Consider the following 12,034-nt stretch of genomic DNA (forward strand, 5'->3'; position numbering starts at 1 on the left):
ATGTCCACTGTGCTCGCTCGGCTGCCGTGACCACTTGATACATATCAGAGATAGCGAAACGAGCCCTGCCTAGACTACAGCACATCCCGCTTACCAACGGAGTGAACCCATGAGTCAGCTACTGCCCAGCCTCGTCGAGCTGGATCAACACGCGCAAGCCGAACCGGAGTTCGCCACCTGGCGTGGTGGCTTCGGTCCGTTCGAGCATGCCGCGCAGACCCAGGCGGCGGTGTTCCGTCTGGCCCACCAGCTGGTACAGGCCGGGCACCAGCCGGATCTGGCCAGCGTGTACCGGTTGCTGCAGGCCGTCGATCGAGTCGCCAGCGCCGGGCTCTGGCTGGTGGTCCACATGACCTATGCGCAGAAGGCGAATCTGGATGGCACGCCATTAGCTGCCGACGACTTCAAGCGAAACCCCGAAGGCCATACCGGCGGGGCGTTGAACATGGTGCCGGCCTACGCCGGTTACCTGGCGCTCAATGCCCTGACCGGCCGCACGCGTGCCTGGCTGATGGGGCAGGGCCATTGCGTGGCGGCTGTCGACGCGCTCAATTTGTTGACAGGCAACTTGCACCCAGAGCAGACGCAGGCCTACGGCGACGGCGAGAAGGGCATCAATCGTCTGCTGCAGGATTTCTACGGCTACCGTCAGGCGGCCGATGGCAGCCCGCTCGCGCCGCTGGGCAGCCATGTCAATCCGCACACCGCGGGAGGCATTGCCGAAGGGGGCTACCTGGGCTTCGCCGAACTGCAATATGCGCATATGCCGCTGCCGGGTGAGACGCTGGTGGCGTTTCTTTCCGATGGTGCGGCCGAGGAGCAACGCGGAAGCGACTGGATACCACGCTGGTGGCGAGCCGAGGACTGTGGAATAGCACTGCCGGTGATGATCGCCAATGGCAGGCGCATCGAACAGCGTACGGCGCTGGGGACGCAGCAGGGCCTTGAGGATTTTCGCCAGCATCTGAGTCAGTGCGGCTTCGATCCGATGCCGTTCGACGGCCGCGATCCGGCCGCCTTCGTCGCGACCCTCTGGGAAATGGAGTTGCGCCTGCAGCGCCGTGTGGAGGAGAAGGAGCGGGGTATCCTCAACTATCCGCTGCCGATGCCATACGGTATCGCCGAGACGGTCAAAGGCTTTGGCTTTTACGGTGCAGGGAGCAATGCCGCTCATAACCTGCCGCTGCCGGATAATCCACGCCTGGACGAAACTTCGCGCGAACTGTTCAACGAACATGCGGCGCGCCTCTTCGTTGCGCAGCAGGATCTCGATGACGCTCTGGAGTTGTTCGTTCGCAGCCGCCAGGGCCGGGTGCTCGAGCGGGACAATCCACTGGCGGCGCGCCGGCCGCCAGCGCCGGTCATGCCGAAACTCAGCTACCGAGACGATGCCTGCTCGCCGATGGCTGCGGTCGATCGCTTCTTCGTCGAACTGACCGAGGCCAACCCGGCATTGCGGCCTCGGGTCGGCAATCCGGATGAGCTGGCGAGCAATCGCCTCGGGGGCGTGCTCAAGGCGCTCAAGCACCGCGTGATCGAGCCGGAAAGCGAGCTGGAAGCAATCGATGGCGCCATCATTACCGCACTTAACGAAGAAGCCGTGGTGTCAGCGTGCCTTGCCAATCAGGGCGGGCTGAATCTGGTTGCCAGCTACGAAGCCTTTTGCGTGAAGATGCTTGGCGTGGTGCGCCAGAGCATCATCTTCTCGCGCCAGCAGAAGGAGATAGGCCGGCCGGCTGGCTGGCTCGGCTGGCCCCTGATAGCTACTTCGCACACCTGGGAGAACGGCAAGAACCAACAATCACACCAGGACACGACTTTCTGCGAGGCCCTGCTCGGCGAGATGAGCGACATGGTCCGCGTGCTGTTTCCGGCCGATCACAACAGCGCCCTGGCGTTGCTCCCGTCGATCTACCAGGCGCGTGGCGAGCTGGCCTGTCTGGTCATGCCCAAGCGTGACAGACCGTGCTACTTCGATCGTGCCCAGGCCGAGCAGCTGGCGCGCGACGGTGCCATCGTGGTGGAGGAAGTCGCGGGTAACGAACCGCTGCTGCTGATCGCCAATGGCAGCTACCAACTGGGCGAAATGCTCCGCGCTGCCCAGCGGCTCAAGGAAGCCGACTGTGCCTATCGATTGGTATACCTGCAGGAGCCGGGGCGCTTCCGCGGGCCGCGCGATCATTGGGAGGTCGAGGCGCGCGCCAGCGATGGTGTGGTGGCGCAGCTGTTCCCCGATTCGATGGAAATGCGCGTGCTGCTGACGCACATGCGGCCAGAAGTGGCACGTGGACACCTATGGCCCATCCTGCCTGATGCGCGCAAATGCTCGGCGCTCGGTTATCGCAATCGTGGCGGCACGCTGGATGAGTTCGGCATGCAATTCGCCAACCGCGCCAGCTGGGCCAACGTGCTCGCTGCTTGCGCGCGCCTGCGCAACGTGCCGCGCACAGCCCTGCTGACCCGAGAGGAGGCTGCGGCGGTGGCTGGCAAGGGTGATCCGCAGATACTGCGCGGATAAGTTCACCCAAGGCCCCGCCAGCGACTACAGGCCGCAGTCTGCGGCCGTGTAGCGCTCGCTGGTGATGGGCTTGTTGCTCTGGTATTCGCTGAAGTCGTAACGCAGCTCGGCACCTTGGCTCATCAACTTGCGCAACCCTTCATTCCCGCAGACGCTGGCGGCCAGTTGGCTACGTACGTCGGCGGGGTTGTCGCGCATCTGCGCGGCGTGTCGTGGCTGGACGCTGAGATGGTTGACCAGGACATTGTTTTCCACGGTATAGCCCTGGTCGAGGATGTCCTCGTTGATCGCGCGAGGCGTGCCTACGCTGCTCTGGCGGGCAACCTGATCGAGCAATTGACTGAGCTGCTGCTCCTGCAGCGAAGCGGCGTGAGCAACGGGAAATGCGATGCTCAGAGCGAGCAGGGCGGTCAGGCGGTACATGGCGGTCTCCTTATGGCTGCGCTATTTCGACCGGTCGGCCGAGGCACGGTTCATTCCCGGTCCTGCGGCCTTTGCGGCGCGGGCTGGTAGACTGGCAGGCTTCGTTATCTGCCCGAGTCGATCGATGCCCCATGCCGTAGCCCGCCTGCGCGAGGAGCGCCTGGCGAGAAGCCTCAAGCCGTTCGTTGCCCGTGGTTCGCGCGCACCGCGCTGCACGCGCTGCCGCGTACCGCATAGTCACTGTCTGTGTGCTTGGCTGCCGCGGGCCTCCAGCCAATGCGGTGTCTGTCTGCTGATGCACGACATCGAGCCGCTGAAGCCAAGCAATACAGGCTGGCTGATCGCCGATGTGGTGGCCGACACCTTTGCATTCACCTGGCAGCGCACAGGGGCCGATCCGCGGCTCGTGGCGCTGCTCGCTGACCCCAGGTGGCAGCCCGTGGTGGTCTTTCCGGGCGAGTATGCGACATCGGACCGGGTGGTCGAGCAGGTCGAGCGGCTGCCTGGCAAGCGTCCCCTGTTCATTCTGCTCGATGCGACCTGGACCGAGGCCCGCAAGATGTTCCGCAAGAGTCCTTATCTCGACGGGCTGCCGGTGTTGAGCCTGCAGTCCGAGGCGTTGTCACGGTACCGACTGCGACGCTCGAAGCGCGGCGATCACCTGTGCACCGCCGAGGTCGCTGCACTCTGTCTGGAGCTGGCAGGCGATGCAGGGGCGGCGACCACGCTGGATGCCTGGCTCGATGTATTCACCGAGCATTACCTTGGGGCCAAGTACCATCGCGCGCCGGATCTGCAGAACGCCGCACATCAGGTACTGACGCAACGGTCATGAGGTCTGGCCGGCCGGCTCGGGCCTGCGCGGCCATAGCTGAGCCGCCAGCATGCCGATGAACATCAATACGCAGCCGAGATAGCCGCGCAATGTCAGGCTTTCATCGAGGAACAGCGCCCCTGCGATGGCCGCGAACACCGCTTCGAGCGAAAGAATGATCGCCGCGTGACTGGCGATCGCATGTTTCTGGGCGACCACCTGCAGCGTGTAGCCGACCGCCACTGCGAAGAGCCCGCCATAAAGAAGGGCAGGGCCGGCGAGCCAGATGTTCGCGGGATCGATCTCTTCGAACACCAGCGCCAGCAGGAGGCTGACCAGCGCGCAGGTCGCGAATTGCAGGAATGCGAGGCGGATGGCGTCGTGACGGCTGACGAAGAAGCTGACCAGCAGTACGTGCACGCCCCAGACGAAGGCGCCAGCGAGCTGAATCCAGTCGCCGGAGGCTACAGTGAAGTCTTCACCTATGCTAAGCAAGGCCATGCCGGCGACCGCCAGGAAGGCGCCGAGCCAGGTTCCGAGGCCGGTCTTGTGGCCAAGGGCCAGGCCCAGCAGTGGCACGACGATGACGTAGAGCCCGGTGATGAATCCCGAGTTGGTCACACTGGTGAACAGCAGCCCAACCTGCTGCAGATTGATCCCCACCGTCAGCGCCAGGCCCATGCTCATGCCGCCCAGCAACAGGCCGCGCTGCAGAAAAGGCTCATGCCGGGCCGCCGTCCGTCCCTGGTGGATCACCAGCGGGAGCAGTGCGAGGGCGCCGAGGGCGAAGCGCAGCCCGGTAAAAAGGAACGGGCCTATATTGTCCATGCCGATGCGCTGCGCAACGAAGGCGGTGCCCCAGATCATCGCGGTGATCAACATCAGGAAATCGGCACGGAGGGCTTGGCTACGCATGTTTCGGCTCGTTCGAAGAAAGCCGCAGACTTTGCTACAAAGCGTTGCGCTTGACCACTTATTCCTGGGTGGGCATGCTTGCGCCGCTTGATTTGTCGCGACGGGCGGCCGATATTTTTCGCCAGCCCGTCCAGAATATTCACATCGGACCGTCCCCGGGGCGACTTCTCGGGTCTTTGCCGTCATCTTGTCGGCATCGGCTGCTCAAGCCGATGAAAAAGCGCCAATAAAAATTACAGGTCTGCCAATGGCTGCTTACCAAATAATCATCGCCGATGATCACCCGTTGTTTCGTAGTGCCCTCCAGCAAGCCCTGACCATGGGGTTGGGTGAGAATGTCCATTTGGTAGAGGCGGCCAGCATCGCCGAGCTGGAAGGTTTTCTGACCCAGAGCGCCGACTGGGATCTGGTGCTGCTGGATCTGAACATGCCGGGAGCATACGGATTCTCCGGCTTGGTGCTGCTGAGGGGGCAGTATCCGCACCTTCCGGTCGTCATGATCTCAGCGCAGGAAGATGCAGCGGTCGTTGCGCGCTCGCGGGAGTTCGGCGCCAGCGGTTTCATTCCAAAGTCCAGTTCGCTTGAAACCATCCAGGAGGCGGTGCGGGCCGTTCTCGATGGTGACGTGTGGTGGCCGAGCAATATTCAGGACGTAGCCAATGTCAGTGACGAAGCCAAAGCCGCCAGCGCCGGCTTGGCCAGCCTGACGCCGCAGCAGTTCCGCGTGTTGACCATGGTTTGCGATGGTTTGCTGAACAAGCAGATCGCCTATGAGCTGAACGTGTCCGAGGCGACCATCAAGGCCCATGTCACCGCGATCTTCCGTAAGCTCGGCGTGCGCACCCGGACCCAGGCAGCGTTGCTGCTGCAGCAGATGGGGTCCATTCCCACCAGCTGAGCCAGCTGCACCGGCGCTTCAGGCGATCGGCGGCAGCTGTATCTGATCGCTGCGGCGAATACCGGAGGTCAGCGCCCGACATTGCTCGACGAACTCGAGCATCGCGGCTGTCTGGTATTTGTGCGAGTGCCAGATGAAATAAAACTGGCGTCGCAGATCGAGCGCCGGTGTGACGATTGGAACCAGGCTGCCGCGGCGAAAGGCATCGCGTAACGCCAGCCGCGAGATACAACCGATGCCGAGGCCCGATTCTACGGCGCGCTTGATTGCCTCGGTATGTTCCAGTTCGAGTCGCACATTCAGCTTCCCAGGCCGGTGGCGCACTGCCTGCTCGAACGTCATGCGCGTTCCCGACCCTTGTTCTCGAAGAATCCACGCTTCCCTGGACAGCTCGTCGAGGTCCACCACCTCGCGCTTCGCCAGCGGGTGCTGCGGCGCGCAGAACACTACCAGTTCGTCCTCGATCCACGGCTGGACTTCCAGTTCGGGATGCTGGCAGTCACCCTCGATCAGACCAAGGTCAAGTTCGTGTTGCGCGATCTGATGCACGATATGCGCGGTGTTATGGACGTGCAATTTGACCCGGCATTCCGGGTGGCGCTGCATGAAGTTGCCGATCAGCAGCGTGGCGAGATAGTTGCCGATGGTCAGTGTTGCTCCGACCGCCAGCGAGCCGAACCCGCTCTTGCCGTTTAGCAGGTCCTCGATCGCGCGTGCCTGGTCGAGCAGGGCGACAGCCTGTGGCAAGAGTTGCTGGCCAAGTGCATTGAGACACAGGCGTTTACCGGCGCGGTCGAAGAGTTGGCAGCCCGACTGGCGTTCGAATTCCGCCAGCGAGGTGCTGGTGGCCGACTGTGACAACGACAGACTTTCGGCAGCCCTCGACACGCTTTCCTGGCGTGCGATGGCGGCGAACACTTCGATCTGGCGGAGCGTAAAATGCATATCTATATAACCGATAACATATATCTTGATTATCTGTTTAACGAATATAGCGGCCGTCGTTACACTGGCGCCACGTAACGATGTCCGTCGCGACACAATGAGGAAGCCGTAGCATGAGCAATCTGAACGTAGAGCGCGTTCTCAGTGTGCATCATTGGAACGACACGCTGTTCAGCTTCAAGACCACGCGCAACGCAGGCCTGCGCTTCGAGAACGGTCAGTTCGTCATGATCGGCCTGGAGGTCGAGGGCCGCCCGCTGATGCGGGCCTACAGCATTGCCAGCCCGAACTACGAAGAATACCTGGAGTTCTTCAGCATCAAGGTGCAGGACGGCCCGTTGACCTCCCGGCTGCAGCATCTGCAGGAAGGCGATTCGATCATGATCAGCCGCAAGCCGACCGGCACGCTGGTCCTGGACGACCTGTTGCCCGGCAAGCACCTCTATCTGCTCAGCACGGGCACCGGCCTGGCGCCGTTCATGAGCGTGATCCAGGATCCGGAGACCTACGAGCGGTTCGAGAAGGTCGTATTGGTGCACGGCGTTCGCTACGTCAATGAAGTCGCCTACCGCGAGTTCATCACCGAACACCTGCCGCAAAACGAGTTCTTCGGCGAAGCGGTGAAGGACAAGCTGATCTACTACCCGACCGTGACCCGTGAGCCGTTCGAGAACCAGGGCCGCCTGACTGATCTGATGCGCAGCGGCAAGCTGTTCAGCGACATCGGCCTGCCGCCAATCAATCCCGAGGACGATCGCGCCATGATCTGCGGCAGTCCGAGTATGTTGGACGAAACCAGCCAGGTGCTGGACAGCTTCGGCCTGAAGGTCTCGCCGCGCATGGGCGATCCGGGGCACTACCTGATCGAGCGAGCCTTCGTCGAGAAATAACCATCGAAACCGGTGCCGCTGCAATTGCTCAGCGGCGCCAGGGAAGGGTTAGACGCGGTCTAGAGATAAGCCGCACAACATTTCTTGAATTTCAGACCGCTGCCGCAGGGGCAGGGATCGTTGCGACCTTCCTTGAGCGGTACCGTCGGGTCGATGAAGTACCAGCGCCCGTCGCGCTGGACGAAAGCCGAGCGCTCCTGGTGGGCATGTTCGCCGCTCTGGTCGTGCCAGCGCGCGGTGAAGGTCACCAGGGCGTGCTCGGGCTTGCCGCCCAGCACGCTGCTCTCGTTCACCTCCAGCCCCAGCCAAGTGCTCTCCAGGCTCCAGCGACGCATCCCTTCCACATCCAGCGCAGCCTGCTGTGCAGGTAGCGTAGTGGCCTGTAGATGGTCCACCAGCCCCAATACATAAGCACTGTAGCGCGAGCGCATCAGTAGCTCGGCGCTCGGCGCAGCCACGCCGGCGTGATAGCGCCCGCAGCATTCGGCGAGGGCATCACCGCTGCCGCAAGGGCAGTTAAGGTCGGTTGGACGCGGTTCGCTCATGTCACCACCAGTACTTGCCGAACATTTCAGGATTGGCCCAGAACCTGGCATTGAGCCAGTCCGGAACCTGCTTGTATTGCAGTAGGTCGTATGTGAATAGCGTCAAGGTCTGTTCGTCGCGCCGGAAGCGTTCACTGACCTGCAGTGCCAGTGCATAGAAGTCCGTAGTCAGCCATTCGCATGCGTCGAGATCGACGAGTACCGCCATCCGGCTGGTATTCAGATTGCGGATGCTGCCGAGCAGCTCCAGGCCGTTACGCTTGGAGAGGTGTTCGAGGCAGTCGACGAATATAGCCAGGTCGTAGCGCTGGCTGGCCAGATCTTCAGGCAGCGGTGCGGGATCGGCGCGATCAAGCTGGCACTCCGGATGGCATTCGGTGTAGGCAGTCAGAGCAGGTTGATCGCTGCGCCCCACGAGCAACACGCGCGTTGGAACGTAGTGGTCGAGCATTGCCGCAAGCGCTTGCTGCGGTGTGTGCAGCGGTACAGGGTTTTCGCTCAACAGAGAATCCTCGTTTCAAAGGTGAAGACTAGCGCGGTGCCGTTTGTCGGCCTAGTCTGAAAGTAACCGGAGCCGCCTGGATTCCCATACGTGGCGATTCTGGCTGAATGTCCATACTGGAGGTTTGATCGATGAGTACATTACGGACAGCAGTACCCGTTATTGTCATGACCACGTTCCTGGCAGGTTGTGCAGGCGTGCAGAAGCAGGACTGGCCGACCTGTGCAGCCGTAGGTGGTGTGACCGGTGCCGCGCTGGGGGCCATCGAAAGCAGCAGCTACGCCGGTTGGGGTGCGCTGATCGGTGGTGGCGTCGCAGCGGCCTATTGTTGGGCCAACGGCATGGAAGAGGAAACCGTGGCGGTCGTTGAAACGGTCGAGCCGATGCCGCAGACCCAGCCTGAACCGGAGCCCGCTGCTGCGCCGGTGCGCGTCGAGCTGGACGTCAAGTTCGACTTCGACCGCGCTGTGGTCAAGCCGGACAGCTACAGCGACATACAGAACCTGGCCGATTTCATGAAGGAGTATGGCCAGACCACTACCGTACTGGAAGGCCATACCGACTCGGTCGGCACCGACGCCTACAATCAGCGTCTTTCCGAGCGTCGTGCCAACGCCGTGCGCAACGTGCTGGTGGATGAACTCGGTGTCGAGGGCAATCGCGTAAATGCAGTCGGTTATGGCGAGTCTCGCCCGGTCGCCGACAACTCCACCGAGGACGGCCGTGCGATCAACCGTCGCGTGGAAGCCGAGGTCGAAGCGCGTCCCTGATTGGTCGGGTAAGCAATGTTCCAGCCGGGCCCCGCGCCCGGCTGTTTTTTTGTGCAGTCAGAAGAGCGGGCGCGCGCTGGCCAGGGCAATCACCAGCAGGCCCAGGATCAGGTTGACGCCCACCAGTCGGCGAATCTTTCCCAGCGCAGCGCCACCCGCTGGCCATTGCTCGCCTTCGATGGCCCTTTTGAGCGCAGGTAGTTGCAGCAGCTGGATGCGCAGGAACAGCGCCAGCATCACCAGATACAGCCCCGCCATGATGTGCACATAGCGCGGCGCGCTCTCCAGCGGGCCGAATCGCATGTGCCACATGCCGATGCCGCTGATCGGCAGCACCAGCACCGCGACCCATACCCAGACGAAGAAGCGGCGGAATACATCGGCCCATAGCCGCAGCCGCTCTGGTGCCTGCAGCACCGCCACAGCCGCTGGTCGCAGCACCATCCAGGCGAAGAACATGCCGCCGACCCACATTGTCGCGGCGAGTACGTGCAGTGCGTAGAGCATGGCGAAAGGCGTCATGGGCAAATCTCCGGTGGCGGTTGAGCGAACGCGCGCTATCATAGCCGCCCGATCGAAGTACTGAAAATATATACAGCTCCGCGCCCATGCTCAGCACCGAACTCAAGTCCCAGATCCAGGGCGCCTACACTCGTTTCCTCGAAGCCAAGGGGCTCAAGGCCCGTTATGGCCAGCGCCTGATGATCGCCGAAGTGGCCAAGGTGCTGGGCACCGTCAAGGTCGACGATGAAGGTCGGCGTAGCAGCGAGCCGGCGGTCGTCGCGGTCGAGGCGGGTACCGGTACGGGCAAAACCGTCGCCTATAGCCTGGCCGCGATTCCCACGGCTAAGGCTGCCGGCAAGCGATTGGTGATCGCCACCGCGACCGTCGCGCTGCAGGAGCAGATCGTGCACAAGGATCTGCCCGATCTGATGCGCAACAGCGGACTCAATTTCAGCTTCGCCCTGGCCAAGGGGCGGGGGCGCTATCTGTGCCTGTCCAAGCTGGACATGCTGCTGCAGGAAGGCCAGGCGCAGAGCGCCACCGCGCAGCTGTTCGAAGAGGAAGGCTTTCGCATCGAGGTCGACGAGCGCAGCCAGAAGTTATTCACCAGCATGATCGAAAAGCTGGCCGGCAATCGCTGGGACGGCGATCGGGACAGCTGGCCGGAAGAGCTGGGCGATGCGGACTGGTCACAACTGACCACTGATCACAGCCAGTGCACCGGGCGACATTGCCCCAACTTCCAGCAGTGTGCCTTCTACAAGGCGCGCGAGGGCATGACCAAGGTGGATGTCATCGTCACCAACCACGACATGGTACTGGCCGACCTTGCGCTCGGCGGCGGAGCCGTGCTACCCGATCCTCGCGACACCCTCTACGTGTTCGACGAGGGCCATCACCTGCCTGACAAGGCCATCGGCCACTTCGCACATTTCACCCGGCTGCGCTCGACGGCCGACTGGCTGGGACAGGTGGAAAAGAACCTGACCAAGCTGCTCGCCCAGCATCCGCTACCGGGCGAGCTGGGGCGCCTGGTCGAAGGCATTCCGGAGATCGCCCGGGAGTTGCGTACCCAGCAGCAGTTCATGTTCAGCGCCTGCGAGCAGGTGGCCGACTTCAAGGCCGGGGAGGACATGGAGGGACGCGAGCGGCCGCGACACCGTTTCGTCGGTGGCGTGGTGCCGGAGCACCTGGTCGAACTTGGCACCGAATTGAAGAAAGGCTTCGCCAAGCTGACCGATCTCTTCACTCGCATCGCCGAACTGCTCAAGGAAGCGATGGATGGTGAGACCGGCAGCGGCATCGCCAGCCACCAGGCCGAGGAGTGGTACCCGCTGTTCGGCAGCCTGCTGACGCGCTCGCAGGGCAACTGGGATCTGTGGACGGCCTTTACCGTCGAGGACCCGGAAGACAGCCCGCCGATGGCGCGCTGGCTGACGTTGGCCGAAGGCGGCGCGCTGTTCGATATCGAGGTCAACGCCAGCCCGATCCTGGCGGCCGAAACGCTGCGCCGCAACCTCTGGAACGTCGCCTTCGGTGCTCTGGTGACTTCCGCGACGTTGACGGCGTTGAACAGCTTCGACCGGTATCGGATGCGCGCCGGCCTGCCCAAGGCTGCGGTAACCGCGGTGGTTCCGAGCCCGTTCCATCACGCGGACGCCGGAGTGCTCCGCGTCCCTGATCTCAAAGCCGACCCACGTGATGCCGCCGCGCACACTGCGGCCATCGTTCGCGAGTTGCCGCAGCTGGTCGAGGGATCGCGCGGCACGCTGGTGCTGTTCTCCTCACGCCGGCAGATGCAGGACGTGTTCGATGGCCTGGAGCGTGACTGGCGCCGCCGGGTGCTCATTCAAGGCAACCTGTCGAAACAAGAGACGCTGAACAAGCACAAGGCGCGAGTGGGCGATGGCGAGTCGAGTGTGCTCTTCGGGTTGGCCAGCTTTGCCGAGGGGGTCGATCTGCCCGGTGCCTATTGCGAGCACGTGGTGATCGCCAAGATCCCGTTCGCCGTGCCGGACGATCCGGTCGAGGCTGCGTTGGCCGAATGGATCGAAGCGCGTGGCGGTAACCCTTTCATGGAGATTGCAGTGCCGGATGCCTCGCTGCGGCTGGTGCAAGCGTGTGGTCGGCTGCTGCGCACCGAGGCGGATCGCGGTGCTATCACCCTGTTGGACAGGCGGGTGGTGACCCAGCGCTACGGCAAGGCAATTCTCAATGCGCTGCCGCCGTTTCGGCGTGAGATCGGCTAGCCAGCCGGCGCGGGATAAGCGGCTGCGATGAGCAGGCATCAGCGTGGCGTCGTGAGGTTTT

At 62.9% G+C, this 12,034-nt stretch carries 12 protein-coding genes; 6 read left to right on the plus strand and 6 right to left on the minus strand.

Annotated elements, in window-relative coordinates; genetic code table 11:
- The first annotated feature begins 109 nt into the window (after positions 1-109).
- The gene (locus NAO55_RS10570; RefSeq protein ID WP_102840830.1) at positions 110-2,518 is read left to right on the plus strand and encodes a phosphoketolase family protein; all 2,409 of its coding nucleotides are present in this window, start codon (positions 110-112) and stop codon (positions 2,516-2,518) included.
- 24 nt (positions 2,519-2,542) lie between these two features.
- On the opposite strand, the gene NAO55_RS10575 is transcribed toward NAO55_RS10570, so the two are convergent.
- A complete protein-coding gene (locus tag NAO55_RS10575) occupies positions 2,543-2,941 on the minus strand; it encodes a PA3611 family quorum-sensing-regulated virulence factor (protein WP_102840831.1) in 399 nt (132 codons plus the stop codon).
- A 124-nt stretch (positions 2,942-3,065) separates the two neighbouring features.
- On the opposite strand from NAO55_RS10575, the gene NAO55_RS10580 reads away from it, so the two are divergent.
- Positions 3,066-3,776: a tRNA-uridine aminocarboxypropyltransferase gene (locus NAO55_RS10580; protein ID WP_102840832.1), complete on the plus strand. Its 711-nt coding sequence runs from the start codon at positions 3,066-3,068 to the stop codon at positions 3,774-3,776.
- Here NAO55_RS10580 and NAO55_RS10585 read toward each other — a convergent pair.
- Positions 3,771-4,670 carry a DMT family transporter gene (locus tag NAO55_RS10585; RefSeq protein ID WP_063543735.1) on the minus strand — a complete coding sequence of 300 codons (900 nt, stop codon included), beginning with the start codon at positions 4,668-4,670 and terminating at the stop codon, positions 3,771-3,773. The two genes, NAO55_RS10580 and NAO55_RS10585, sit on opposite strands and share 6 nt — an antisense overlap.
- Positions 4,671-4,917: 247 nt before the next feature.
- Here NAO55_RS10585 and erdR point away from each other — a divergent pair, with 247 nt between their 5' ends.
- Positions 4,918-5,568: a response regulator transcription factor ErdR gene (gene erdR, locus NAO55_RS10590; RefSeq protein ID WP_063543737.1), complete on the plus strand. Its 651-nt coding sequence runs from the start codon at positions 4,918-4,920 to the stop codon at positions 5,566-5,568.
- 18 nt (positions 5,569-5,586) lie between these two features.
- Here the strand turns inward: erdR and NAO55_RS10595 are convergent, their stop codons facing one another.
- Positions 5,587-6,513 (minus strand): LysR family transcriptional regulator, encoded by a 927-nt coding sequence (locus tag NAO55_RS10595; RefSeq protein ID WP_063543739.1) that lies wholly within the window; start codon positions 6,511-6,513, stop codon positions 5,587-5,589.
- Between the two features lie 113 nt (positions 6,514-6,626).
- Here NAO55_RS10595 and fpr point away from each other — a divergent pair, with 113 nt between their 5' ends.
- The gene (gene fpr / locus NAO55_RS10600) at positions 6,627-7,403 is read left to right on the plus strand and encodes a ferredoxin-NADP reductase (RefSeq protein ID WP_019407133.1); all 777 of its coding nucleotides are present in this window, start codon (positions 6,627-6,629) and stop codon (positions 7,401-7,403) included.
- A gap of 59 nt (positions 7,404-7,462) precedes the next feature.
- Here fpr and NAO55_RS10605 read toward each other — a convergent pair whose 3' ends face one another.
- On the minus strand, positions 7,463-7,948 hold the full coding sequence (locus NAO55_RS10605; RefSeq protein ID WP_102840833.1) for a YchJ family protein: 486 nt from the start codon (positions 7,946-7,948) through the stop codon (positions 7,463-7,465).
- 1 nt (position 7,949) lies between these two features.
- Positions 7,950-8,450: a DUF6231 family protein gene (locus NAO55_RS10610; protein WP_081253791.1), complete on the minus strand. Its 501-nt coding sequence runs from the start codon at positions 8,448-8,450 to the stop codon at positions 7,950-7,952.
- Between the two features lie 131 nt (positions 8,451-8,581).
- Here NAO55_RS10610 and NAO55_RS20910 point away from each other — a divergent pair, with 131 nt between their 5' ends.
- Entirely contained in the window at positions 8,582-9,220 is a 639-nt protein-coding gene (locus NAO55_RS20910) for an OmpA family protein (RefSeq protein WP_500862664.1), read from the plus strand.
- A gap of 57 nt (positions 9,221-9,277) precedes the next feature.
- On the opposite strand, the gene NAO55_RS10620 is transcribed toward NAO55_RS20910, so the two are convergent.
- Positions 9,278-9,742, minus strand: coding sequence for a CopD family protein (locus NAO55_RS10620; RefSeq protein ID WP_102840835.1), 465 nt, complete (start codon positions 9,740-9,742; stop codon positions 9,278-9,280).
- Positions 9,743-9,828: 86 nt separating this feature from the next.
- Between NAO55_RS10620 and dinG the strand changes: the two genes are divergently transcribed.
- Positions 9,829-11,973, plus strand: coding sequence for an ATP-dependent DNA helicase DinG (gene dinG / locus NAO55_RS10625; RefSeq protein WP_102840836.1), 2,145 nt, complete (start codon positions 9,829-9,831; stop codon positions 11,971-11,973).
- Positions 11,974-12,034: the final 61 nt, after the last annotated feature.

The organism is Stutzerimonas frequens (assembly GCF_024448335.1).
GTDB lineage: Bacteria > Pseudomonadota > Gammaproteobacteria > Pseudomonadales > Pseudomonadaceae > Stutzerimonas > Stutzerimonas frequens.